The organism is Arthrobacter sp. SLBN-83 (genome assembly GCF_006715285.1).
GTDB lineage: Bacteria > Actinomycetota > Actinomycetes > Actinomycetales > Micrococcaceae > Arthrobacter.
Genome location: NZ_VFMX01000001.1, coordinates 3,889,900 through 3,914,807 on the forward strand (window position 1 = coordinate 3,889,900; position 24,908 = coordinate 3,914,807).

Below are 24,908 nucleotides of genomic sequence, written 5' to 3' on the forward strand. Positions count from 1 at the left end.
GACCACGGCCGGTGTAACAGGACAAGGTTGGGCGTGTCCCGTCCGATGCATTCCCAGTGAAGTTCCAGCTGAGGAACCCGGGGCAAGATGGCCGGGAATATAGCGCGCGCACTTCTCCTTATACGAACAGATCAGTTCGAATAAGGAGGGCCATGGCGACAAAGCGCCGCACCCGATCGGTGGACAGGATCCTGGAGGCAGCAGCAGGACTGTTCTATGAGTCCGGCATCCGCGGCGTGGGGGTGGACGACGTGGTGGCCGCATCCGGAGTCTCCAAGTCGACCCTGTACACCCACTTCCGGACTAAGGATGACCTCGTGGCTGCTTATCTGGCCCGCACGGATGTCGCCTGGCTTGAACAGTTACAGTCCGCAGCCCAACAGGCAGCCCAGCCCCGGGACCAGCTCGTGGCACTTTTTGACGCACTGTCCGAGGCGTTCGACCGGCACGGATTCTTCGGTTGCCCCTTCGTCAGCGCCGGCGTGGAGGCAGCCCTGGACTCGGCGGCCAGACAGGCCACGCTGATCCATGTCAAGCGCCGCAACGAGTGGCTCCTCGAACTGAGCCGGGACGCGAACGCCACCGACCCGGAACACCTTGCCGGCCATCTTGGGCTGCTGATCGACGGGGCGCTGGCCACCGGCAGGCTGACCCAGTCCCGCTCAGTAGTCGACGCAGCCAAATCGTCGGCCCGGGCAGCAGTCCTGGCCCAAACGCCCCAACCCATCCGCCAAAAGGAACACGATAATGACATATGAAAAACCCAAAACCCTGGTCCTTCTCGACCATCCCGACATCAGCCAATCACGCGTAAATCGTGCCCTCGCTGCCGCTTTGAAAGGGGCACCCGATCTTGCCGTGCGTGACTTGCGGCGCCTGTATCCAGACGGCCGGATCGACGTCGCGGCTGAAAGGGCATCGGTGGAAGCGGTGGAGAACATTGTCCTGCAATATCCAACGCACTGGTACGCCCCGCCTGCATTCCTCAAAACCTGGCTCGATGAGGTACTTGTCCGCGGCTGGGCCTACGGCACCGGCGGGCCGGGGGCGCTTGCGGGCAAAACGCTCCGGGTTGCCACCAGCACAGGGGGTAACGCGGAGGCATACTCTCCGAACGGCTTCCATGGATGGGACTACAGTGACATCCTCATTCCCCTGCAGGCGACTGCCCGCCGGCTGGGGATGCAGTGGCTCAGCCCGTTCGTCCTGCACGGGGTACGCGACCTGACGGACGAGCAACTGCTCGGGCTGGCGCAGGACTACAGGAGTATGTTGGGGTCAGCTTCCGTTCCCGAGCCCGTGTCATGACGGCGGACGCCAGGGACTTGCCAGACCGTGATCCCAAGCCCATGGCATGGGTCTCTAGCGGTAAGTCCGCATGGCACGCAGCGTCGGTGTCAGCTCGTCTTCTCACTCCGGGCGACCGCGGCGACCGCGGCGATGGCGGCGTGTGGCCGCCGGCCGGGGACCTGCCGGCTCTCCACGTCCAGGACCTCGAAGCCGGCGTCCTGCAACATCGCACTCATTTCGTCCACAGACCAGTAATACGCCGTAGTGACCGCGTGATCGAAGGGCTCGCCGGAATCGCCCTCGAAGAAGCCAACAAGCAGGCGCCCCTTTGGCTGCAGGACACGGCGAAGCTCCATGATGGCAGGGGGCAGTTCTGTGGGTGCGAAATGAATAAGTGAATACCAGGCCAGGACGCCTGCGTGGTGGCCATCGGGCAGGTCGAGGGCACGAAGCGATGCCACCCGGAACGGCACGTTCGGGAAGCGGACGCGGGCACTCCGAATGAATTCAGGGACGAGATCAACACCGGAGACGTCCAGTCCCAGCCCCTGCAGAAAGTGGGTCCAGTGCCCGGGGCCGCAGCCGGCGTCGAGCACTGGTCCGGTAAGTCCGGGCCCTTCAAGTCCCCCCGCCCACCGTTCGATACGACGGCGGTCCAGCTCGCCCATGTCCTCTACGGAGCCAAGAAGGCTCTCGTACTCTGCAGCCCGGGCAGCGTAGGCATGCAGGACTTCGTCTTCAGTCACCCAGCGAGTCTAGAAAATGTTGCTCCTAAAAGGGACTCAGCCGCGCATGATCACCCTGGCGGTCTCTGCTGGACGGCTAATGAAAGGTGAGTGGCTTGCCTTGATGCTGACCGTTGTGATGCAGCTGGGCGCCATGGGCTTCTGAAGTCCCGGGTCCAGTGCCTTGTCATCCTCGCAGGGGACGTGGCCTCGAGCCATTCCTCGGCGAGGTCTTCAGCTCCGAGATAACCGGCCTGCAGGCGATACACCTCGACAGGAAAGGCGCTGGACGAGGTGGCTCGCTTCGAAGCCTTGCAGACTTGGTGACCATGTTGAGCCGAAGCCCCGAAGTCAGCCTGAAGGCACGTCCGGTCAGTAGCAAGCGAGGGCATCCCGGAGCATCCGGTGGCCTTGTTCCTCAAACTCAGGGTCACCAATCTGAAACGCCCAGGCTGCGGTGGAGACAGCTTCGCGGAGCATGGTTATGTTCCAAAGTCTGCTCTCTCGTGGGTCCGAACCGTAGCCCTCGAAGAAGGCATCCTCCAGCTCGGGGCCCGACAGCCACTGCTGTGCGGCCAAGCGGCAGAAATCGCTGATGGACGGCCTGAACCCGAACCGGCCAAAGTCGATGATCCTGAGCTCGGTTCCGCTTATCAGCCAGTTGCGTGGTTGCCAGTCGCCGTGGGTTGGGACGGCGGTGACCGGCTCGGGCCGGTAGGCAGCGAGAATGCTTCGCGCTCTTTCTGCGGCAGCTTCTTCGATGCGGTGGGGCTTGTCCAGCCACGCCATCGCTTTGGCGGTGGCTGCCTCCTCATACTGCGGGTCGACATGTACCGCTTGGGCGTGGAACGCACGGAGGAGCTGGCCGGCCTGCAGGTAGGTGTCGGGGGCATATTCGGCGGCGCCTCCTTCCACCAGGGAGCCGTCCAGGTACTCCGTCACCAAGAGGTTCAGCGATCGGTTTGCCTTCACGAGGCTGGGCGCCCTGTTCTTGGCGGCCCAGATAGCGAGGAAGGATTCGTGTGCGTCTATTTCACGCCCGATGTGATGGTTGGCGGGCCCGGCAGTCTTGACCACGTACCTGCGCCCACAGTGCTCCACTTCCAGGACTGCGGTGTCCACGAGATTCCATGAATGGTCATTCAGCAGGCGAACGCCTGGAAATCGGGTTTCCACAAAGCAGGCCTGTTCGGCACTGAGCCGGTTCCGGTGCCACGATGCCATCCCTGGAGACTACAGCGTCCGGAGCCCGCTACTTCACAAGATGCCGCCTCACGAAGACGACGATGGGTTCCATCGAAATCCTCCCGCTGGAGCAGACGACGCATACCGTTGCGCTCACGCAAATAACGCGGGACACTGGCCAAAGGTATCCGAGGCTAAAGGGAGGCATGATGCGTGCGCTGGCCGTTACACCTGGAGAAAAGGACTCACTGCACCTCCGGGAGGTTCCAGACCCCAAGACCGGCGAGGGCCAGGTACTGGTGGAGGCACTGGCCGTGGGCCTGTGCGGAACCGACAGTGAGATCATCGCCGCAGACTACGGGGAAGCGCCCCCGGGCCAGGACTATCTGGTGCTGGGCCACGAAAACCTCGGCCGGGTCCTCGACGCTTCCCCGGACTCCGGCTTGGCCAAAGGCGACCTGGTGGTGGGAATTGTCCGCCGGCCGGACCCCGAGCCATGCAAGGCCTGCGCCGCCGGGGAATGGGACATGTGCCTCAATGGCAAGTACACCGAGCACGGGATCAAAGGCCTGGACGGTTTCGCCCGGGAACGGTGGCGGGCAGACTCCGACGCGATGGTGAAACTGGATTCCAGCCTGCAGGATGTGGGCGTCCTGCTGGAACCCACCACCATCGTGGCCAAGGCGTGGGAGCAAATCAACCGGATCGGGCAGCGGGCATTTTTCGACCCCCACACCGCCGTCGTGACCGGAGCCGGCCCTGTGGGGCTGCTTGCAGCGCTCCTGGGAGTGCAGCAAGGCCTGGACGTCCATGTTTTCGACATCGTCACCGACGGTCCCAAGCCGCAGCTTGTTCGTGACCTTGGGGCCACCTACCACAGCGAACCCCTGCCGGATTCCGGCATTAAACCCAACGTCCTGGTTGAATGCACCGGCGTCACCCCCGTGGTCCTGGACGCACTTAGATGCCGGGCGCAGGATGCCATTACCTGCCTGACAGGCGTTTCCGGAACAGGCAAACAAACAAGGGTGGACGTGGGCGCGCTCAACCGCGAGGAAGTGCTGATGAACGGCGTGGTCTTTGGCAGCGTCAACGCGAACCGCCGCCATTACGACGCCGGCGCCGAGGCCCTTGCGAAGGCAGACCCTGGCTGGCTGCGCCGCCTCATCAGCCGCCGGGTTCCATTGGAAAACTTCGCGCAAGCCTTTAAACACCAACCCGACGACGTCAAGGTGGTCCTGGACCTGACGGCAGGAGCCGACGGGGGGAACCAGCAGTCATGAACCATCAGGGTGGCCCTCAAGAAGGGGACAGTGGGCACAGGTTTCCATCAGGGCAGCAGTACGACATTGCCTTCGACCGCCAGAGCGCCACGCTGACCGAAGTCGGCGCTGCGTTGCGTGTGTACAGCCGGGACGGCCAGAACCTGCTGGACGGGTACAGGCCGGAGGACATGTGCACGGGAGCGCGGGGACAATCGCTGATCCCCTGGCCCAACCGGATCAAGGGTGGCGGCTACGCCTGGGAAGGCAGGCACCTCCAGCTGGACCTGAGCGAGCCGGACAAGGGAGGGGCAATCCACGGGCTGACACGGTGGCGGAATTGGACCGTCCAGCAACGTACCGCCGACTCCATTTCCTTCGCCTACACCCTTCATGCCTGCCAGGGCTGGCCCTGGGTGCTCGACTGCCGCCTGGACTACCAGCTCGACGACGGCGGGCTGAGCGTGCGCACCACAGTCACCAACCGTAGCGAGGAGCCGTGCCCCTTTGGGACTGGTGCGCACCCTTACCTGAGCCTGGGTCTACCAGGCCAGGTCATCGATGCGGGATTGGTCCAGGTGCCAGGCGGGACGTACCTGCCTGTAGACGAACGGGGGATCCCCACCGGCCATACGCGCGTGGATGGCACCGAGTACGACTTGCGTGAACTCCAGCAGCTCAGCGGTCGGCACATCGATGTGGCCTACACCGACCTTGTCCGCGGCGGCGACGGCCGGGCACGGGTGAAGCTCCTGCGTCCGGACCAATCCGGAGGCGTTGAGCTGTGGGTGGACGAGACCTATCCGTACCTGGAAATTTTCACGGGAGACACCCTCCCCCAGCCGGACCGCCGGCGTAGCGGACTGGGCGTCGAACCCATGACGTGCGCACCTGATGCCTTCAACTCCGGCGAGGGGCTGATCACCCTTGAGCCCGGGCAATCCCACACCGGCCGGTGGGGCATCAGGCCGCTCTAAGAAAAGACCGCGAGGAAAAGCCACACGAGCACAACGTGAACCATTGCGAAAGCGCAAGTATCGGAGTTCAATGAAAATATGGCTTTTGCTGCAACAGAATCCGGTCACTTCACGTGCCGGGCTCCCAATGTAAAGCGGCCGTCGGAGGTGCCCTGGCCCCCGGCGGCGGCCGCAAAGGCCTCCAGCGCAGCAGCCAGCGCCGGACGCCGACCCGAGGGCATCCTCGAAATGACCTCTCCAATCGCCTGCCGCCGGTGGTCCAGCACAGAATCCACCAGGGCATGTCCATCCGCCGTCAGCTCGAGCCGGACGTACCGCCGGTCTGCCGGGTCCTCCCGCCGTTCCAGCAGGCCGGCAGCTACCAGCCGATCGCAGATCCGGGTGGCGTTGGATGCATGCACCCCCAGCTCAGCGGCCACCCCGCCCAGATTCTGGGGCCCAAGCGAGTGGATGCGGACCAGAACCCGCAGCTGGGGGGTGTTCACCACGTCCTCCACTTCCGCCACGGAACTGGCTACCACCCGCAGCAGTACATCGGCGGCCGCGAGCACGGCTTCTACTTCCCGGCTTGCCGGCGGTGTGAGGCCGCCCGGTGCGGCAGTTGTGTCCATACCCACCAGTTTCCCCGGATAGTTACCGAACTGCAAAGGTTGCGCAGCGTCAGGGCGCGGTAAGGAGAATCATGAGGACGAATCAGCCTACAGATCCGGTGAGCAGCACGGTCAACGGCATCGACCGGCTCATCAGGAATGTTCAGACCGGGCGGTTTGAGCGGTCCCTTTCGGCGCTGACGGCGGCCGGCGCGCTGGTGACTGCCGCAGAGATCTTCCTTGAGCATGACAAGGCAAGTTTCGGCAACAAGTGGATGTGGGCCCCGGTTGCCCTTGGCCCTCTGGGGGCAGCCGCGGGGGTGGCAGGGGTCTTCAGCCGCCGCATGGCCAAGACGGCGCTTCCACTGGCCAGCGCAGCCATCATCGCCAACGGGCTGCAGGGCACGTGGCTGCACCTGCAGGGCATCCGGCAAAAGCCCGGCGGCCTGGCCAACCTGCGTTACAACCTGGAGATGGGCCCTCCGCTCTTCGCACCTCTGCTGGTCACCCTCGTGGGCGGCATGGGTGTGCTGGCCTCGGTGCTGAGGAGGGAACCGTGACCGGGCTCCCCCTGCAGAGGGACGACGGCGGCGGGCGCTACCCGGGCTTCAGCACCCTCGCCCAGGCGCGGCATTGGGACCCGGTGACAGCCGCCGTCGTACAGTCCAGGACGGCGCTGCCTCCGGACGTGCGATTCTTCACCCCGGCGGAGGAAGCGGCCGCGCGGGCTCTGTTTGACCAGTTACTGGACCAGCACGCGGAACCGCGGGTGCCGGTAGTGAACATGGTGGACGCGCGCCTGGCCGAGGAGGAGACCGACGGCTGGCACTACGACAACATGCCCCGGGACGGCGAGGCCTGGCGCGCCTCCCTGGCCGCGCTTGACGATGAGGCCCGGGCCCGGATGGACTGCACCTTCGCCCTGCTCAGTTTGGACGGCCAAGCGAAGCTGCTGCAGGACATTTGCGACCTGGACCGGGATTTGTGGCATGGCTTGCCGGCGGACCGGGTGTGGAGCCTGTGGACGCGGTATGCCTGCACCGCGTTCTACTCCCATCCCCTGGCGTGGGATGAGATCGGCTTCGCCGGGCCGGCGTACCCCCGTGGCTACAAGAACCTCGGTGTGGACCGGCTGGAACCATTCGAGGTGCGCGATGTCCGCCCCGACGCGGACCCCACCCATGGTGCCGACAGATGAGCACCCTGCGGGAACGCAACGAATCCGCGTGGCTGCTGCCAAAGGGCCCGGGCAGCAACCTGGGGCTGAGGGAAAACATGCGCCGGTTCCGCGACGACGACGAGGTGGACATCGTCATCGTGGGCTGCGGTGCCGGCGGCGCCACGTTGCTCCAGCGCCTCGCGCGGGCCGGATGGCGGGCCGTGGGCCTGGACGCGGGACCGTTCTGGGAGCCCGAGCAGGACTGGGTCAGCGACGAAGCCGGCTCCCACCACCTCTACTGGACCGAACCGCGGGTGATCGGGGGCAGCGACCCCGTCCCCCTGGGCTCCAATAATTCCGGCCGGGGCGTGGGCGGATCGATGGTGCATTTCGCCGGCTACACCCCGCGTTTCCATCCCAGCGACTTCCACACCCTCAGCGCGGACGGTGTGGGCGCCGACTGGCCGCTGGAGTACGGCGAGCTCCGGTCCTACTACGAGGACATTGAAGCCGAGCTTCCCGTTTCCGGCGAACACTGGCCCTGGGGCGATCCCCACAGCTACCCCCACCGGCCGCACCCGGTGTCCGGCAACGGGGAACTGTTCCTGAGGGGCGCCAACGCCTGCGGCGTGACGGCAAAGGTGGGGCCGGTGGCCATCGCAAATGGGCGGTTTGGCAACCGTCCGCACTGCATCTACCGCGGCTTTTGCCTGCAGGGCTGCAAAGTCAACGCCAAGGCTTCACCGTTGATTACCCATGTCCCGGACGCCCTGGCGCATGGCGCCGAAATCCGGCCCGACTCCATGGCCACCAAGGTCTGCCTGGACGAACGCACCGGCCTGGCAACCGGCGTCGAATACGTCCAGGGCGGCATCCAGAGATTCCAGCGCGCCCGCCTGGTGGCGGTGGCAGGCTATTCGATCGAAACGCCCCGGCTGCTGCTGAACTCCACGTCAACGCGCTTCCCGGACGGGATGTGCAATGACTTTGACCAGGTGGGCCGGTACCTGATGGTGCAGGGGGCACCTCAGACCGGCGGGCGGTTCCAGGCTGAGGTGCGGATGTGGAAGGCCCCGCCCCCGGAAGTCAGCACCGAAGACTTCTATGAAACAGACCCCGCCAAGCCCTACAAACGCGGATTCTCCATCCAGTGCGTCTCCCCGCTTCCCATCACCTGGGCGGAGCACGTTGCCGCCCAAGGGCACTGGGGCGCTGCCCTCCGCCGGTACATGAGCGACTACCCCCACTGGGCCTGCCTTGGCGCGCTCTGCGAGTTCCTCCCGCTGGAAGGGAACAGGGTGACGCTCGCCGACGAAACGGACCGCAACGGCATCCCCGTGGCCCGCTTCAGCTACAGCCAGTGCGAGAACGACCGGCAGCTGATGTCCGCAGCGCAGCAGGTCATGGAGCAGATCCTCACAGCGGCGGGAGCGGAGGAAGTCATCACCATCAACCGCTACGCACACCTGGTGGGCGGAGCCCGGATGGCCGGTGCTGAGCAGGAAGGAGTGGTGGACCGGAACCTGCGCAGTTTCGCAGTACCCAACCTGCTGGTCACCGACGGCAGCGTCCTGCCCACCCAGGGCAGCGCAAACCCGGCCCTGACCATCATGGCGCTGGCGGCCCGCGCGGCCGGCGTCCTGGTCCAAGGCGCCCGGAGGGGCGTCACGAGCACGAAGGAAGACTGATCATGACAACTACAGTGGCTGACTACCTGCTCTCCCGCCTGGGCGAATGGGGCGTGGACAAGGTCTTCGGTTTCCCCGGAGACGGCATCAACGGCATCCTGGCCGCCTTCGGCAAGGCGGGCAACCAGCCGAAATTCATCCAAGCCCGGCACGAGGAGATGGCAGCGTTCGAAGCCGTGGGCTACGCCAAGTTCAGTGGCGGTGCCGCCATCTGCATGGCCACCTCCGGCCCCGGCGCAATCCACCTCCTGAACGGGTTGTATGACGCCAAGCTGGACCATGTTCCCGTGGTGGCCATTGTGGGACAAACCGCACGCAGCGCCATGGGCGGGTCCTACCAGCAGGAGGTGGACCTCCTGACCCTGTTCAAGGACGTCGCCTCGGACTACGTGCAGATGGTCACGGTTCCGGAGCAGCTGCCCAACGTCATCGACCGGGCCATCCGGATCGCGGAGGCGCAGCGGGCTCCGACCGCCGTGATCATCCCCGCCGACGTCCAGGAACTCGAGTACGCCGCGCCCACACACGAATTCAAGATGGTGCCTTCCAGCGTGGGAATCCGTTGGCCGGACATCCAGCCGGACAGCGAATCCATCCGCGGAGCCGCGCAGCTCCTGAATGAGGGCTCCAAAGTGGCCATCCTGATTGGCCAGGGTGCCCGGGGAGCTTCCGCCGAGGTCCGGGAAGTGGCAGAGCTGCTGGGCGCCGGCGTGGCCAAGGCCCTGCTGGGCAAGGACTCCCTGCCCGACGACCTGCCCTACGTCACGGGATCGATCGGCCTGCTGGGTACCCGGCCCAGCTACGAGATGATGCGCGACTGCGACACCCTGCTCACCGTGGGCTCGAGCTTCCCTTACACCCAGTTCCTGCCCGAACCCGGACAGGCCCGCGGGGTGCAGATTGACGTGGACCCAAAGATGATCGGGCTTCGCTACACCAACGAGTTCAACATCGTGGCCGACGCCGGCACCGCCCTGCGCGCACTGATCCCGCACCTCGAACGCAAGCAGGACCGGTCCTGGCAGGAGGGCCTGGAGTCGTCCATCAGCCGCTGGTGGGAGACCATGCACGACGAGGCCATGGTCAGCGCCGATCCCGTCAACCCCATGCTGCTGTTCGCGGAGCTCTCCACCCGGCTGCCGGCCAACGCCATGCTCAGCGCCGACTCGGGCTCGTCAGCCAACTGGTACGCGCGGCAGCTGAAGTTCCGGGGAGAAGTCCGCGGCTCATTGTCGGGCAACCTTGCCACCATGGGCCCCGGCGTTCCATACGCCATCGGGGCCAAATTCGCCCACCCCGGCCGCCCGGCCATCGCTTTCGCCGGCGACGGTGCCATGCAAATGAACGGGCTTGCCGAGCTGATCACCATCAAGCACTACTGGCACGAATGGGACGACCCGCGCCTGGTGGTGGCCGTCCTGCACAACAACGACCTCAACCAGGTCACCTGGGAGATGCGGGCCATGGGTGGAGTGCCCGCCTTCCGCGAATCCCAGGCGCTCCCGGACGTGGACTACGCAGGGTTCGCTGAAAGCCTGGGACTGCAGGGCATCCACGTCGACAATCCCGACGACGTCGGCCCGGCCTGGGAGAAGGCCCTCGCCGCGGACAGGCCCACACTTTTGGACGTCCGCACCGACCCCGACATTCCGCCCATCCCGCCGCACGCCACTTTGGAACAGGCACGGAAGACAGCCGAGGCCATGGTCAAGGGCGATGACAGCGCCTGGGGCGTCGTGAAGGAGGGGGTCAAGACCAAGATCCAGGAATTCCTGCCACACAAGGAGGGCTGACCGTGGCACCCGCGGAGGCTCCGGTCACCGCCGTCCAGGCCGCGGCCTACACCGTGCCCACTGACGCTCCCGAAGCGGACGGCACCTTCAGTTGGGACTCCACCACCATGGTGCTGGTCCAGGCCGCCGCCGGCGGGAAGACGGGCCTGGGGTGGACGTACGCCCCGGCCGCCGCCGCGGGCTTGGTGGAAGGGCTCCTCGGCCCGGCCGTCCATGGCGTTGACGCCCTGGACGTACCGGCCGCTGCGGTGGCGATGGCCCGGGCGGTGCGCAACCCCGGCAGCACCGGACTGGCGTCCTACGCCGTCTCCGCCGTCGACTGCGCCCTCTGGGACCTGAAGGCCCGCCTCCTGGACCTGCCGCTGCACAAACTCCTCGGCGCGGTCAGGAACGAAGTGGCGGTCTACGGCAGCGGCGGGTTCACCACCTACTCCGAACAGCAGCTCCGGAGCCAACTGGAGGGCTGGGCCCACGGCCAGCACATCCCGCGCGTGAAGATCAAGATCGGCCAGGACAATGGAACCAACGCGCCACGGGACCTGGAGCGCATCCGCCAGGCGCGTGCCGCCGTCGGCCCTAACGTGGAACTGTTCGTCGACGCCAACGGCGCCTACACCGCCAAACAGGCCGTCCGCATCATGCGCGAGGTTGCTGCCGAGAACGTGACCTGGTTCGAGGAGCCAGTCTCCAGCGACCATCTGGCCGGGCTCCGGGTGGTGCGGGACGCCGTCGACGCCGACGTGGCGGCCGGCGAATACGGGACCGGGCTCCCCTACTTCCAGCGCCTGTGCGCCGCCGACGCCATCGACTGCCTGCAGGCGGACGTCAGCCGGTGCGGCGGTATCACCGAATGGCTGCGCATCGCCGCCGTCGCCGCCGCCCACGGCCTGCAAATCTCCGGCCACTGCGCACCCCACCTGAGCACCGCCGTCGCCGCCGCCACCCCCAACTTCCGCCACTTGGAGTGGTTCCACGACCATGTCCGCATCGAGAACCTCTTCTTCGACGGAACGCTTGACCCCGAAGGCGGGTCCCTGCAGCCGGGAGACAGACCCGGCAACGGGCTGACGCTGCGCACAGTCGAAGCTGACAAGTACCGGGTCCGCTGAGGCCAGAACGTAAAAGCAGAAAGGGCAGCCATGTCTGACATCAGTGATTACGCGCTCCTGGGGGACCTGCACACGGCTGCTTTGGTCAGCAACGACGGGTCAATCGACTGGATGTGCCTGCCGAACTTTGACTCCCCGGCCTGCTTCGCCGCCTTGCTGGACACCCCCGCGGCGGGGCGCTGGCTGCTGGCACCTGCGGGGGCAGGCAAGTGCACACGCAGGCGGTATCGCCCGGGCACGCTCATCCTCGAAACCGAGTGGGAAACGTCTGATGGGAGCGTCAGGGTCACAGACTTCATGCCTATCCGTGACGACGGCGCCGACGTAGTGCGTATAGTCGAGTGCCTTCGCGGCAGCGTACAGATGTACGGGGAACTTTGCCTGCGCTTCGATTACGGCCACATCGTGCCGTGGGTGCGGCGCAGCAACCAACGCCTGACCGCCATCGCAGGCCCGGACGCCGCTTACCTCACCACGACAGCCCCGCTCCAGGGCCGGGACATGCGCACCATCAGCGACTTCACCGTCCGGGCCGGTGAAAAAGTGCCCTTCGTACTGCGGTGGGTTCCCAGCAGCAAGCCGGCCCCGCCGGAAACCGACGCGAAGAAGGCGCTGGAAACAACGGAGAACTTCTGGCGGAACTGGATCGGCCGCAGCAGGATGGAAGGAAAGTACAAGGATGCGGTTGAACGTTCGTTGATCACCCTGAAAGGACTTATCTACTCACCGACGGGTGGCATCGTCGCAGCCCCCACCACTTCCCTGCCGGAAGACCCGGGCGGATCCAGAAACTGGGATTACCGCTTCTGCTGGCTTCGCGATGCCACCTTAACCCTGCAGTCGCTGCTTGCCGGCGGCTACACCGAGGAAGCGGCGGCCTGGCGGGAATGGCTGCTGCGCGCCGTCGCCGGCGACCCCGCCGACCTACAGATCATGTACGGCATCGACGGCACCCGCCGACTCCCTGAAACAGAGCTGCCCTGGCTCTCCGGGTTCGAAAACTCCAAACCGGTCAGGGTTGGAAACGCCGCCGCTCCTCAACTGCAACTGGATGTATGGGGTGAGGTCCTGGACGGGCTCTCCCTGACCCGCGCGGCCTTTCCGGACACTGCCGATGATTCCTGGGACATCCAGGTGGCCCTCATGGAATACCTTGAGGGCGCCTGGGACCAGCCCGACAACGGGCTTTGGGAAATGCGGGGTCCCCGCCGCCACAACACCCATTCGAAAGTCATGTGCTGGGTGGCGGCGGACCGCATGATCAAGGGCATCCGGCACTCCGGGCTGCCAGGCCCGGAAGGGCGCTGGTCGGCGCTGCGCGACACCATCCATAAAGACGTCATGACGCACGGCTTCGACAGCGAGCGCAATACCTTCGTCCAGTCCTATGGAAGCAAGGAGCTGGACGCGAGCCTCCTTTTGATCCCCCGCGTGGGCTTCCTGCCCCACGACCATCCCAGGGTAGTCGGCACCGTGGAAACCATCCAGCACCATCTCACCGAAGATGGCTTTGTCCTCCGGTACCGGCCACAGGCGAGCAATGATGGCCTGCCCGGGACGGAAGGGGTGTTCCTCGCGTGCTCCTTCTGGCTGGTCGACGCCCTGCTGGGGATCAACCGGCGCCGCGAGGCCGAGGATCTCTTTGAGCGCCTCCTCAGGCTCCGCAACGACGTTGGCCTGCTCAGCGAAGAATGGGACCCCAGGAACCAGCGGCAACTAGGCAACACGCCGCAGGCCTTCAGCCACTTCCCGCTCATCCACTGCGCCCTGCAACTGCAGCACGGGCGCTCACGGCAAAGCAATACTCCCCTGCACAGCCCGGAAGACCATCACCGGGACCAGGCAGGGGAAGTGGGGGCTCCCAGCGAGAAGGCAGAGTGAGCGCCTCATAAGCAGTGGGGCATCATTGAGGCCGGCCTGCGATGCAGGCCGGCCCCACGATGTACCTCTTGCAAAGAACCTTTAGCGGGTGTTCCTCCTGGGTGATTCTGCCTTGGCCTTTTCGGGTTGCCCCTCCCCCGAACGGCTGCCGGCCAGCGGCCGGTCACCGCCGCGCCGCAGTGTCAGCATCACCAGGCCCGCGGCCAGCAGGCATGCCGCCAGGAAAATGGACGTGGCCAGGAAACTGCCATGCGTCGCATCCTGCAGGAAGCCTCCCACATAGGGCCCAACGAACCCGCCGAGATTGCCGACCGCGTTAATCAACCCCATGGCAGCACCGGCAACGGCGGCCGGCATTGCACGGGACGCTGACGCCCAGAAGGGACCGTCGTAGGCCAGGGCGCCTGCAACCGCGATGCTGATGAGGGTGACGGCAAGGACCGGCGCGCTGTCACCGGTAGCTACCGAGATGACCAGGGCGACAGCTCCCACTGCCATGGACAGCAGCACGTGGGTGGAGTAGCGGCCCGTACGGTCGGCTGCTTTGGCGTTGTACCAGAGGCCGAACATTGCCAGCACGTACGGGATGGCCGTGATGAGACCAACTTCAAGGGAGGACCCGGAGGTGATGGTCTTGATCACGTGGGGAAGCCAAATGTTGATGCCGTAGAAGCCGATCTGGATGAGGAAGTACACCAGGGTCAGCCGCCACACCACTGAATTGGACATGACGTGGCGCAGGCCCAGCTTTTCCTGCTGGGGGTGTGCCGCTGCGTCAGCAGCGAGTCCCTTCTCGATATATTCACGCTCCTGGACGGAGCACCACTTGGCTTCACGCGGGTGGTCGGCGATCAGGGCCCACCACAGGGGAGCCGCAATGATGAACGGGAATATGCCTTCAATGATGAACAGCCAACGCCAGTCCGAGAAAGAGAGGATCCACCCGGAGAGGGGTGCCGTGATGATCGAGGCGATCGCGATGTTCATCATCCAGAACGCATAAGCCCGCGCCCGCTCAGCGGCGGGGAACCAGTGGCTGATGAGTACAAGGATCGCAGGCCAGATCCCGGCCTCGGCCACGCCAAGGAAGAAGCGCACCACGAGCAGTTGGGTGAAATCCTGGATGAACCCGGAAAGGACAGCCAGGACGCCCCAAATGAGCACCATGATGCCCACGAATTTCTTGGCACTCCAGTGTTCGGCAAGATGCCCGCCCGGTATCTGCAGGACGAGGTAGCCAATGAAGAAGATGCCTGCCGCCAGGCCCTGCTGGGCGGCGTCAATGCCCAGGTCCTGGTGGAGCCCGTTCAGGGCGAACCCGATATTTGTCCGGTCCATGAACGAAATGATGTAGACGATGATGGCGACGGGGATCAATCGCTTCCATCGGGTATTACCCACTGCCGCTGCTGCCGTTACGTTCTGTGCCATAGGAAATGCTCCTTCGCGATATGGCTCATCAGACCGCGCCCCAGTACGCCTGTTGATCTCCCGTGGAACTGGCACCGGCCGGCAATGCCCCGCCATGCACTGGCGTTTATCCCCGGGAACCTACGTTTTTATTTTTTCGCAACTATTGCATAAGCGCAAGAAGTTCCGGAGGCGCAAATTCCGCAGGTGGGCCTGAAGACAGGAAGCGGACGACGGCGGGTGGGCGCCCGCCGTCGTCCGCCGATGGTCCGCCGAGCGGGGACCAGATGCCGGGCATGCGTCCCGCGGACGAAACTATAGGCATGAAGAAGCTTCTGTGGGTGGCACTTTCGGTGATCGCGGTCATTTGCATTGCGGCTGTCCTGTTGCTGCTGTTCGGCGGTCTCCGGTGATGACTAAGCCCGTCCCTGCCACGTGGACGGAACCACTCCCCCGGCGCACCGTCCTGCGGGCCGAATAGAGTTTCGCTGATCTAAGCGCCTGAGCGTACCCACGGCAACTTGGCTTCCGCAGAGTTTGCCAAGACTTTCCGCAGCATCACCACAATTCGGCGTTTCCCGCGATAGGGCCGGGGCAGACTTGTTCCGTCTCCCGGTATTACCCCCCGGCCCCAATCAAGGTATCCATGAAATTCTCTTCTTCACGCATGTCCGCGCTAACCCTCGGACTGCTGCTTACCATGCCCTGCGGCCTCGCTGCCGCCACCACTTCCATCGCTGCACCGGCCCCCGCCGTGGTCCCGGCCACAACCATTTCCGACTCGTTCACCAAGCAGACCTTCGACCTCATCAACGCCGAACGTGTAAAGGTCGGTGCGCGGCCCTTCGTCTGGAACCAGAAGATCGCCGACGTCTCCCAGGACTGGGCCAAGCAGCTGGGCCTTGCCACGATGGACCCCAACTTCGACTTCGCCAACATCCACCGCACCGACGCCGGTGGCAACGAGATCCCGGCCGGCGCCACCTGGTACCGCGAGAACATCGGGTTCAACTTCAGCCCTGCCCAGCTGGTCGACTGGTGGATGAATTCCCCCGGCCACAAGGCCGCTATGCTCGATCCACGTGGCACGGATGCAGGCATCGGCTATGTCGTCCCGACCAGCGGACCCTACGCCGGCTGGCATCTGATGGTCTCCAACATGGCGGCCTACCCCACCACCACGACGGCGCCCACCGCACCATCGACCTCCCCGACAACGCAAACCCCACTGGCAGTCAAAGCCGCAGCCATCAACGGTGCCTTGGGCCTGCCGGTATCCCCCGAGATCTACGGACTCAAGGACGGCGGCTCGTACCGCAACTACCAGTACGGCGCTCTGATCTACTCCCCTGCCAGTGGAGCCCATGTTTCGACAGGCGCAATCCGGAACCTGTGGGCCAGCTACGGATTCGAAAACGGCATCCTGGGATATCCGGTCACCGACGAAGTCGGCGGAATCAAGGACGGCGGCGTCTACCAGAACTACCAGGGCGGAGCCGTCCTGTGGTCACCCGCCACCGGGGCGCACATCTCCACCGGTGCCATCCGAAACGCCTGGGCCGCGACCGGTTTTGAAGCCGGCGCACTCGGCTACCCCATTTCGGAGATCTACGCGGTGGACGGTGGCAGCGCCCAGAACTACCAGAACGGCGTTATCACCTACAGCGCCGCCACCGGTGCACGCGTCATCTCCGGTGAGATGCTGGCCCGGTACCGGGAAAACAGCGCGTACCTCGGGGTGGCCACCAGCGCCAAGACCGCCATCAGGGACGGCGGTTTCTACCAGAACTTCCAGCGTGGCGCCCTGCTGTACTCCCCCGCCACCGGCACCCAGGTCTCCGTCGGCGGAGTCCGCACCATCTGGGCCGCCACCGGCTTCGAGAACGGCGTCCTCGGTTACCCGTCATCAGGCGAGATCCCCGCCAACGGCGGCGTCTACCAGACTTACCAGGGCGGCTTCATCACCTGGCTGCCCAACTCAGGCGGCTACTTCGTCTTCGGCGGCATCAGCAGCCTGTACCGGGGCGCCGGCGGGCCAACCGGGCGGCTCGGTTTCCCGACCAGCGGCGAATACCCGACCGGGGCCAATGGCAACGTGGCACAGAACTTCCAGAACGGCGTCATCCGCTGGGGTCCCGCCGGAACCGGCATCACCTACTAGGAACCTGTAGGAACCTGCCAGCCCAGCACCCCTTCCTGCCACCGCGGGGAGGGGTGCCGGCGTTCCCGCGTGGGTACCGGGCGGCTGCTGCGTAAAACTGTCCGTGACAGGTGGAACCGGCTATTAGGCTTTCCATAGGCATGCCCGAGGTGCCTGTTACCCTGACCGAAAGCAGTGTCCGTTGGAAAACCGCATCACCCTCATGGCCGCGCTGGCCGGCATTGTCCTGACCGCATCAGCCTGCGCCCCCTCAAGCACGGCGCCCACGGCCGGCGCCACCAGCGCGTCCGCATCAGGGCCAACGCCCGCCGCCACCTCCACCTCCGTGGGCTGGGGACTGAATCCCAAGGGTGCAGCGGACCGGATCAAAGCTGCCGGCCTGCAGGTACTCACTGCCGAAGGCGCCGCCGAACACTTCCATGCCCACCTCGACGTTTTCACGGAGGGCAAGCCCGTGACCGTCCCGGCCGACATCGGCTTCAGCTTCAACACTGCCGGCCAGCCCAACGGGATTTCCGCCCTGCACAGCCACGACGAAACCGGCGTCATCCACATCGAGGCACCCACCGCCGGGGCCACCTACACCCTCGGGCAGTTCCTCACCGAATGGGGTGTCCTGGACGGCACCGACAAGACCCCTGGAACGCCGCACTCAGGTATCGACGGGTGGAACGTGGCGGTCAACGGCACCAAGCAGGATGGGAAAATCACCGACGTCGTCCTGAAAGCCCACGACGAAATTGTGCTGTTCCATGGCGCAGCCCCGAATCCTCTGCCTGCGTCCTTCACCTTCACCGGCGGCCTATAAAACGAAGCCCCGGACCAGCGGCGGTCCGGGGCTTCGCAACTCAACTTACCGTTCGATGGTGACGTTAAGATCCAGGTGAATGTTCTCGCTGGCGAGACGGTCCTGAAGGTACTGGGTAAGGCTCGCGTCGGTGGCTGTGTGCGGGCCCTTCGGGACGGCGCCGCGGAATACGGCCTGGGTGTTCGTCGAGCGGAGCACGTCCAGTGGCGTTGACCGGAGGTGTCCGTCGGTCAGGCGTTCGATGTCGGTGCGGAAAGTGCGCCGGTGGTTGTCGCGCACGGAGGCGTGCATGGTGAAGGGAATGAAAGCTACGGGCAAGGGGGTCCTTTCGAGCGAGGCAGCCAGCGGTCGGCGCCTCGCTAAGTACAAGGCCGAAACCGCCCCTTCTATTCCTTCCCAGCCGTAAGGACGGAAACCCCTTGGCCTCCCCTCCCTCAAGAAGCACGATCAGGTGGAGGTGGAGGGGCACTAAGCCCCTAGCCCGGGCACATGAGGGGACCTAGTCTTTATACCGCCCTACCACTGTCCATGCTGCGTCCTTGAAGGAGGCGATGGTGAGTCTGCTCGAGCAGGTCCAGGTCGGCATGTCGGTCATCGATGCCCGGGGCGAGGACCTGGGCCGGGTCGAGTTCATTCGGGCCCCCGACCCGAAGGCGGCAGCTTTCGAAGAGCGGGTGGCCTCGATCCATGGGCTGATCACCCTCGGGGTGGGATCAATCGTAGGGTCGAGCCGAAAGTACCGCCGGAGATGGCCCTCAAACTCTTCCGTCAGGGGTACCTCAAGGTTGAGGCTCCGCACTTCTGGGCCGAGAACTACTACGCCGCCGCTGATGCGATCGCCCGCATCGAAGGCCGCACGGTCTACCTCTCGCTGGACCGACAGGGCCTTGACGCCCAGCAGTGAGCGGCCCTGGAGTAGGTGCATCTTCTCCAGCTATTGGGAACACCATCGGCATCCGAACCGGGTCTTCGCCTAATTAGGCGGGAATTACCGGCCAATGTAAGGGTGGAGTATGAATGCCGATGTGAATTTCTATTTCGACCCGGTCTGCCCGTTCGCCTGGATGACGAGCAAGTGGGTGCGGCAGGTGCAGGCGCAGCGCGACTATACAGTGGACTGGCGGTTTATCTCGTTGCGTCTGGTCAACTCCAACGTTGACTACGACGCGCATTTCCCGCCTGAGTACGAGGCCGGACACATGGCCGGGCTCCGGCTCCTGCGGGTGGCCGCCCGGGCGCGTGCGGAGCATGGTCGCAAGTCGATTTCAGGGCTCTATGCCGCGTTCGGCAAACATATCTTCGAAACTGCCCCAGCTTCAGTGGGCCCGCACAGCGAGGCTGAAGTCCGGGAGCGGCGTGGGACGCGCGAGTTCGTCGAGCCGATCCTTGCCGAGGCTGGCTTACCCTTGGCGCTGGCGGAAGCTCTCGACGACGAGTCGTGGGACCGCGAGATCCGTCAGGAGACGGATGAGGCGCTGGGGTTGACCGGTAAGGATGTCGGGACGCCGATCATTCATTTTGAGCCTCCAGCCGGCGTGGCATTCTTCGGTCCGGTGATCAGCCGGCTCCCGGACGAAGATTCGGCCGCCGAGCTGTGGGACCACGTGGTCGGTCTGGCACGCTTCCCTGGTTTTGCCGAACTCAAGCGGAGCCTGCGCGAGCAGCCACAGCTTCCTGCCCTCGGATACACGCCCGGAACGGTCGGCAAGCAAGAGGACTGGCACGGCGGCAGCCGGCGGCAGAAAAAATAAGCGTCTGTAAGGATGGATGCATGAATACGGCAAGCACGCGCCATCACCAGGAGTCCGTTACAGTGCAGGCTCCCGCCACGACGTTGTACGACCTGGTTTCCGACATTAGCCGCACGGGCGAGTGGAGCCCGGTCTGTACTTCGTGCTGGTGGGACGACGAGGCCAGCGCAGGACAGGTCGGTGCCTGGTTCACCGGGCGTAATGAGCTCCCGCACCGGATCTGGGAAACCCGGTCCCAGGTGGTCGCTGCCGAGCCTGGCCGGGAGTTCGCCTGGGCAGTGGGTGATAGCTATGTCCGCTGGGGCTTCACCCTGGCCCCGGCGGAATCAGGGACGACGCTGACCGAGTCCTGGCACTTCCTGCCAGCAGGAATCGCCATGTTCGAGGAGAGGTTCGGCGACAGAGCGTCCGCTGAGATCGCCGACCGTACCCAGCAAGCACTTGAGGGCATCCCGAAAACGCTCGCCGCCATCAAGCGGATCGCCGAGCACATGGCGGCGAGTGATGCGACTCGGTCCTGACCAGCCCGCTGACGGCCTTACAGCGCCTCATGCGCGGGCCTTTCAAGATTCTCCTGAGTCCGGCAAGGACGAGGCCGGAGCCTGACAGCGCCGGACCTCCCCTGCCGGCGTGATCTTATTTGTTGACCTCGGGATTGACTTCCGCCTTGTCGATGGAACCGGTACCGGTGCCCCAGGCGTCGAGGATCTTCTTGTATGAGCCGTCCTTGATGAGCTTGTTCATCGCCTGCGCGACAGCGTCTGCCAACGGCAGGTCGTCCTTGGCGACGGCGATACCGACCGGGGAAGCACCGTATACATCGCCCAACGTCTGCAGCTTGCCGTCGGACTGGGCGATGGCGTACGCCGTCGTGATCGACCCTGCTGCCATTGACTCCACGCCACCGGTAACGAGGCGGGTGGCTACGTCGGTTTGGTTCTTCAATGAAACGACTTGGATAGGGGGCTTTCCTGCCGCCACGCACTTGGCGCTGCGGCCGGAAATATCCGGGTCTTCCTGGAAGGTGCCTGTCTGGACACTCACAGGCTTACCGCACAAGTCGTCAAGGTTGACGTTCTTTGGGTTGCCTTTTTGGGTCGCCCACTGGGTGCCGGCCTGGAAGTAGCTGACGAAGTTTGCAGCCTTGCTGCGTTCTTTTGTGATGAAGAAGGAGGAGACGCCAAGATCGTATTTCGGGCCGAGTGCGGGAAGTATGCCGTCGAAGCCTGAGGTCTGTACCTCCACCTTCAGGCCCAGGGTCGCACCGATGGCTTTCGCGATGTCGATGTCATAGCCCACTGCTGTCTGTCCGTCGGAGGCCGCAAGGAATTCCGCAGGGGCGTAGGTGGTATCCGAACCGACCACCAGTGTTCCCTTGCTCTTGATTTTGTCCGGCACCAGCGCTGCCAGGGCATCGTCCTTCGACACACTTGCCGGGTCGAAGGTGGTCGCGCCGGAGGGCTGGTTGGTGCTGCCTGACTCGGATGCGGAGGTACATCCCGTGAGCACGATCAGACTGGCGGCGACGATGGCCGTGGCCTTAGTGGTCTTCAATTTCTTCATATCCATGGCTTAGCTACCTTTATCTCTGCGAACTATGGAAACTGCGGACAGGTGGGAACCGGGTCACCGGGAGACCTTTACGGTCAACAGCCCCATGAAGCTGCCCCTAAGCTCCTTGGTTGATGCGACGGATGGCCACTTCCGCCAGCCACGAGGCTGCGTCAGGGAGCACGGCGTCGTCAAAGAGTGCCAGCGGGGAGTGGTTGGATCCTGCAGTGGCGGGATCCTCGTGGGCGCAGGCGCTCAGGAACAGGAAGGCGCTGGGCACCTCGTTGGCGACGAAGGAGAAATCCTCGGCACCGGGCATCGGATTCGCCATGGCCCGGTAACGGTCTTCACCAAACAAGTCCACAATGGTCCGACGGGCGAGCTCGTACTCATCCGGCGCGTTCACCGTGGCGGGGTACAGCTCCTGGTAGTCGACGGAGGCCTGCAACCCGTGGGCGGCAGCAATCCCCTCGATCAGGCGGACGCTTCTTTCCTTGATGCTCGCACGCGATGACGCGCTGAAACTCCGGACGGTGGCCTCAAACACCGCGTGGTCGGGAATGATGTTTTCCCTTGTCCCGCCAGCAATCTTCCCGACCGTAAGGACGACCGGATCGAACACGTCGAAGGCCCTTGTCACCATGGTTTGAAGTGCTGTCACTGCCTCGCATAGGGCCGGGATCGGATCGTTGGCCTCATGAGGCTGGGAGCCGTGGCCTCCTGCCCCTGTGAAACGGACAGACAGGTCATCGACGGCGGCCATCTGCGCTCCGGGGCGCCCGAACCAGGTGCCCTGCGGTTGGCTCGCGGAGAAGACGTGCAAGCCGAAAGCAGCATCTGCCCGCCGGCCCGCCGCCGTCAATACACCTTCTTCAATCATGGGCCTGGCGCCGCCGGGTCCTTCTTCACCTGGCTGGAACATAAAGACGACGTCGCCGGCCAGCTCCGCCATGAGCGAGTGCAGAATCCGGGCAGCGCCCAGCAGCCCTGCCACATGCATGTCGTGGCCACACGCGTGCATCAGCCCAGGATGAGCTGATTTGTAGGGCAGATCGTTGTCTTCCGCGACCGGAAGGGCGTCCATATCCGCACGCAACAAGACGACAGGCTTGGGCCCGTTGACCGGGCGGCTCTCTCCGCGCAGGACGGCTGTGATGGAAGAAAGCTTCTTGCCGGTGGTGATTTCGAGCCCCAGGCCGTCGAGCTCGGCCAGCACCCTTTGCTGGGTAAGCGGAAGGTCGTTGCCCAATTCCGGGATGCGGTGCAGCTCGCGTCGAAAGCTGGACAGGTCACCTGCAATCCGTGAAGCCATTTCCTGTGCGCGGGATGTTGAGCGGGTTTCAGAGACGGTCAAAGCAACCAAACTTTCAGTGGTTCAGGGTCGTTCGACGGCGGTCCCCGCGTTCCGGTGGACAGGAAACGGGTAAGCCGGCGGGGGCTTCGTTAAATATGTGACACTTGGTGCATGCAGCGGCCAGAATTGGAAGAATCCGACATTGCTCAGCCTGATTTGCAGGATTCGGCCGGCATGGATGAGCTGGACCTCGCCCTGGTGAATGCACTTCAGTTACAGCCGCGGGCGAGTTGGGTCGATCTTGCACGGCCGCTGGGCAGCACCGCGACCACGCTGGCACGTCGTTGGGACCGGTTGTCGTCTGCAGGCCTCGCCTGGGTAACTGCCTCGTTCGGCCGGGAATTCAGCCGCAGCCGGTGCATCGCCTATGTCATGATCCGCTCCGATCCGCGGGAACGATCACATGTGGTGGCGGAACTGGCACGGTGCCCGGAAGCGGCCACTATTGAGGTGGCCACGGGAGGCCACGACATCAACTGCGACGTGCTGACCCGCGACCTCAGGGAACTGGACCGCTTCCTCACGGGCAAGGTCTACGGAGTACAGGGCATCACTTCCGTCTCCGTCCTATTGACGACGTCGTTGTACCTGGAGGGCAGCCGGTGGAGGCTGCGGTCCCTGGACCAGGGGCAGCTTAGCGTGCTGGCAAAGGGCACGATGTCCCTCCCCCGGGGCCAGCACGCCATCGATCTTGACGGGTTGGATCGATCTTTGCTGGAACACTTGGCTCACGATGGACGGCTAAGCTGGGCCGAGCTGTCGGGGTTGACCGGAACAAGTACGGCGACCGCCAGACGTCGCGTGGGCAGGCTCATGTCCTCCGGGATCGTCGCATTCCGCTGTGAAATAGCCCACCCCCTGGCGGGATGGCCGATCCAGGCGTCGCTGCTGGCGCAGGCCCCCGCCGCGGACCTTGACCGCATCTGCCAGGGGCTGGCCGCCTGGCCGGAGTGCCGCTTCGTTGCCGCTGTGACCGGGGCGGCCAACATCTACTCCACCTTCTGGGTGCGTGACCTCGGAGAGCTGCAACGGCTGGAGGCAAGGACGAGCAACAGCTTTCCCTCCCTGACGGTGCTGGACAGGATGGTCGCGCTGAGCACGCCCAAGCGGATGGGGCACCTGAGCGACGCCGAGGGGCGGCGGGTGGGAACGGTTCCCATATCTCCATGGTGACCTTCACCCGCAAGGGCACGGCCTCCCCGGTGGGAAGGGCTAGCGGTTGATCATGTGTCCTTCGGCGTCGAGGTAGTCCCGCCAGGAACGTTTGGGCGTCCAACCCAGCATTCGTTGGGCTTTCGCACTGGAAATGCCCGAAGCGTCGGTGCGGTCAAGGCCGCGCAATTCGATCTTGTCACCGTAGTACTTGTTCAGGATCTCGGCGAAGTCGTAACCGCCCACATTATCCGGGGAAGCAATGTAAAAGACCTCGTGTCCGGGCAGGTCCGACTCGGTGGCCAACACGATGGCGTCGGCGAGGTCGTAGACGTCGACGTAGCTCCATAGATTGGGGCTGAGGACGGACGCATCCCGGACCTGCGGTCCGAGGTTTGTCTCGTAGTTGCCCTCGAACTGCACCCAGCTGGGCCGAAGGGAGATGCACCGGATGTCAGAGCGGGCGATTGCAGCGTCCATGAGCTGCTCGCCGAAGTGCTTGGAAAGAGCGTAAGGGTCCTGCGGGTGGATCGGGTGCTCCTCGTCAACGGGTGCGTACTCAGGGAGGAAATCGCGCTCGGGAAAGAAGAACCCGGGGACAGTCTCACTCGAGATGTAGACGAACCGCTTTACGCCAAATCGGATGGCGGCCTCAAGAACATTGAAGGTCGCCATGAGATTGGTCTGGAATACGACGTGGGGCGGATGACCTGTGGGTTCCGGGATTGCCGCAATGTGGACGACCGCATCCACTCCCCGGACGACGGAGTAGGCTTCCCCTGCGTCGGTGAGATCGGCCGTCATGTACTTTGGCGCACCCTCGGGCTTGCGCTCGAAGCCGGGACGCGTGAGGTCGGTGGTGAGCACCTCCATGCCCGGCATCGATCATTGCCTGGGTAGCGGCCCGACCGACCTTTCCATGGGCACCAGTGATGAGGACCTTCATGATGTCTCCTAGGTGGTATTGCTGCGCTGATACAGGGTGAGTACGTAGCCGGAGGCTTCAGGGGGCGCCATTGCCGGCCCCACAAAAAAGTCCCACTGGCACCGTATTAGTTTATT

Annotated in this window: 24 protein-coding genes; 16 read left to right on the forward strand and 8 right to left on the reverse strand. The window is 64.6% G+C overall.

Features of this window, described 5'->3' with window-relative positions; translation table 11 throughout:
* Positions 1-152: 152 nt before the first annotated feature.
* Together FBY30_RS18225 and FBY30_RS18230 are read left to right on the forward strand one after the other, a co-directional pair.
* Positions 153-758 carry a TetR/AcrR family transcriptional regulator gene (locus tag FBY30_RS18225; protein WP_142133990.1) on the forward strand — a complete coding sequence of 202 codons (606 nt, stop codon included), beginning with the start codon at positions 153-155 and terminating at the stop codon, positions 756-758.
* Positions 748-1,308, forward strand: a complete 561-nt coding sequence (locus tag FBY30_RS18230; RefSeq protein WP_142133991.1) for an NAD(P)H-dependent oxidoreductase — start codon at positions 748-750, stop codon at positions 1,306-1,308. Before FBY30_RS18225 ends, FBY30_RS18230 begins: the two co-directional genes overlap by 11 nt.
* Positions 1,309-1,397: 89 nt before the next feature.
* Here FBY30_RS18230 and FBY30_RS18235 read toward each other — a convergent pair whose 3' ends face one another.
* Positions 1,398-2,036: a class I SAM-dependent methyltransferase gene (locus tag FBY30_RS18235; protein ID WP_235009490.1), complete on the reverse strand. Its 639-nt coding sequence runs from the start codon at positions 2,034-2,036 to the stop codon at positions 1,398-1,400.
* Between the two features lie 351 nt (positions 2,037-2,387).
* Complete coding sequence (locus FBY30_RS18240; RefSeq protein WP_235009491.1) at positions 2,388-3,137, reverse strand: phosphotransferase; 750 nt, start codon at positions 3,135-3,137, stop codon at positions 2,388-2,390.
* Between the two features lie 269 nt (positions 3,138-3,406).
* On the opposite strand from FBY30_RS18240, the gene FBY30_RS18245 reads away from it, so the two are divergent.
* Entirely contained in the window at positions 3,407-4,483 is a 1,077-nt protein-coding gene (locus tag FBY30_RS18245) for a glucose 1-dehydrogenase (protein WP_235009492.1), read from the forward strand.
* The gene (locus FBY30_RS18250; protein ID WP_142133995.1) at positions 4,480-5,439 is read left to right on the forward strand and encodes an aldose 1-epimerase family protein; all 960 of its coding nucleotides are present in this window, start codon (positions 4,480-4,482) and stop codon (positions 5,437-5,439) included. The genes FBY30_RS18245 and FBY30_RS18250 overlap by 4 nt, the downstream gene beginning before the upstream one ends.
* Before the next feature lie 104 nt (positions 5,440-5,543).
* Here FBY30_RS18250 and FBY30_RS18255 read toward each other — a convergent pair whose 3' ends face one another.
* Positions 5,544-6,050 (reverse strand): MarR family transcriptional regulator, encoded by a 507-nt coding sequence (locus FBY30_RS18255; RefSeq protein WP_142133997.1) that lies wholly within the window; start codon positions 6,048-6,050, stop codon positions 5,544-5,546.
* Between the two features lie 71 nt (positions 6,051-6,121).
* Here FBY30_RS18255 and FBY30_RS18260 point away from each other — a divergent pair, with 71 nt between their 5' ends.
* Genes FBY30_RS18260 through FBY30_RS18285 form a run of 6 tightly spaced genes read left to right on the forward strand, consistent with a single transcriptional unit; the run spans position 6,122 to position 13,659 of the window.
* Positions 6,122-6,589, forward strand: coding sequence for a hypothetical protein (locus tag FBY30_RS18260; protein WP_142133999.1), 468 nt, complete (start codon positions 6,122-6,124; stop codon positions 6,587-6,589).
* The gene (locus FBY30_RS18265; RefSeq protein WP_142134001.1) at positions 6,586-7,227 is read left to right on the forward strand and encodes a gluconate 2-dehydrogenase subunit 3 family protein; all 642 of its coding nucleotides are present in this window, start codon (positions 6,586-6,588) and stop codon (positions 7,225-7,227) included. The genes FBY30_RS18260 and FBY30_RS18265 overlap by 4 nt, the downstream gene beginning before the upstream one ends.
* A complete protein-coding gene (locus FBY30_RS18270; protein WP_142134003.1) occupies positions 7,224-8,876 on the forward strand; it encodes a GMC family oxidoreductase in 1,653 nt (550 codons plus the stop codon). The genes FBY30_RS18265 and FBY30_RS18270 overlap by 4 nt, the downstream gene beginning before the upstream one ends.
* A gap of 2 nt (positions 8,877-8,878) precedes the next feature.
* Positions 8,879-10,669, forward strand: coding sequence for a thiamine pyrophosphate-requiring protein (locus tag FBY30_RS18275; protein WP_142134005.1), 1,791 nt, complete (start codon positions 8,879-8,881; stop codon positions 10,667-10,669).
* A 2-nt stretch (positions 10,670-10,671) separates the two neighbouring features.
* Positions 10,672-11,778 carry an enolase C-terminal domain-like protein gene (locus FBY30_RS18280; RefSeq protein WP_142134007.1) on the forward strand — a complete coding sequence of 369 codons (1,107 nt, stop codon included), beginning with the start codon at positions 10,672-10,674 and terminating at the stop codon, positions 11,776-11,778.
* Between the two features lie 30 nt (positions 11,779-11,808).
* A complete protein-coding gene (locus tag FBY30_RS18285) occupies positions 11,809-13,659 on the forward strand; it encodes a glycoside hydrolase family 15 protein (protein WP_142134009.1) in 1,851 nt (616 codons plus the stop codon).
* An 81-nt stretch (positions 13,660-13,740) separates the two neighbouring features.
* On the opposite strand, the gene FBY30_RS18290 is transcribed toward FBY30_RS18285, so the two are convergent.
* The gene (locus FBY30_RS18290; protein WP_142134011.1) at positions 13,741-15,090 is read right to left on the reverse strand and encodes an MFS transporter; all 1,350 of its coding nucleotides are present in this window, start codon (positions 15,088-15,090) and stop codon (positions 13,741-13,743) included.
* Positions 15,091-15,715: 625 nt separating this feature from the next.
* On the opposite strand from FBY30_RS18290, the gene FBY30_RS18295 reads away from it, so the two are divergent.
* The gene (locus FBY30_RS18295; RefSeq protein ID WP_142134013.1) at positions 15,716-17,230 is read left to right on the forward strand and encodes a CAP domain-containing protein; all 1,515 of its coding nucleotides are present in this window, start codon (positions 15,716-15,718) and stop codon (positions 17,228-17,230) included.
* A gap of 181 nt (positions 17,231-17,411) precedes the next feature.
* Positions 17,412-18,038, forward strand: a complete 627-nt coding sequence (locus FBY30_RS18300) for a hypothetical protein (protein WP_142134015.1) — start codon at positions 17,412-17,414, stop codon at positions 18,036-18,038.
* A 45-nt stretch (positions 18,039-18,083) separates the two neighbouring features.
* Here FBY30_RS18300 and FBY30_RS18305 read toward each other — a convergent pair whose 3' ends face one another.
* Complete coding sequence (locus FBY30_RS18305; protein WP_235009493.1) at positions 18,084-18,356, reverse strand: hypothetical protein; 273 nt, start codon at positions 18,354-18,356, stop codon at positions 18,084-18,086.
* A gap of 430 nt (positions 18,357-18,786) precedes the next feature.
* On the opposite strand from FBY30_RS18305, the gene FBY30_RS20740 reads away from it, so the two are divergent.
* The 3 genes from FBY30_RS20740 to FBY30_RS18315 all read left to right on the forward strand — a co-directional run bounded on the left by FBY30_RS20740 (position 18,787) and on the right by FBY30_RS18315 (position 20,310).
* Positions 18,787-18,942 carry a hypothetical protein gene (locus FBY30_RS20740; protein WP_160141495.1) on the forward strand — a complete coding sequence of 52 codons (156 nt, stop codon included), beginning with the start codon at positions 18,787-18,789 and terminating at the stop codon, positions 18,940-18,942.
* Between the two features lie 109 nt (positions 18,943-19,051).
* Positions 19,052-19,789: a mycothiol-dependent nitroreductase Rv2466c family protein gene (locus FBY30_RS18310; protein ID WP_142134017.1), complete on the forward strand. Its 738-nt coding sequence runs from the start codon at positions 19,052-19,054 to the stop codon at positions 19,787-19,789.
* 20 nt (positions 19,790-19,809) lie between these two features.
* Positions 19,810-20,310: an SRPBCC family protein gene (locus FBY30_RS18315; RefSeq protein ID WP_142134019.1), complete on the forward strand. Its 501-nt coding sequence runs from the start codon at positions 19,810-19,812 to the stop codon at positions 20,308-20,310.
* Between the two features lie 115 nt (positions 20,311-20,425).
* Here FBY30_RS18315 and FBY30_RS18320 read toward each other — a convergent pair whose 3' ends face one another.
* Both FBY30_RS18320 and FBY30_RS18325 read right to left on the reverse strand, forming a co-directional pair.
* Positions 20,426-21,358 (reverse strand): ABC transporter substrate-binding protein, encoded by a 933-nt coding sequence (locus tag FBY30_RS18320; RefSeq protein WP_142134021.1) that lies wholly within the window; start codon positions 21,356-21,358, stop codon positions 20,426-20,428.
* A 100-nt stretch (positions 21,359-21,458) separates the two neighbouring features.
* A complete protein-coding gene (locus FBY30_RS18325; RefSeq protein ID WP_142134022.1) occupies positions 21,459-22,652 on the reverse strand; it encodes a M20 metallopeptidase family protein in 1,194 nt (397 codons plus the stop codon).
* Between the two features lie 153 nt (positions 22,653-22,805).
* On the opposite strand from FBY30_RS18325, the gene FBY30_RS18330 reads away from it, so the two are divergent.
* Entirely contained in the window at positions 22,806-23,867 is a 1,062-nt protein-coding gene (locus FBY30_RS18330) for an Lrp/AsnC family transcriptional regulator (RefSeq protein WP_142134024.1), read from the forward strand.
* A 39-nt stretch (positions 23,868-23,906) separates the two neighbouring features.
* Here FBY30_RS18330 and FBY30_RS18335 read toward each other — a convergent pair whose 3' ends face one another.
* A complete protein-coding gene (locus tag FBY30_RS18335) occupies positions 23,907-24,728 on the reverse strand; it encodes an NAD-dependent epimerase/dehydratase family protein (RefSeq protein WP_235009494.1) in 822 nt (273 codons plus the stop codon).
* Positions 24,729-24,908 lie beyond the last annotated feature (180 nt).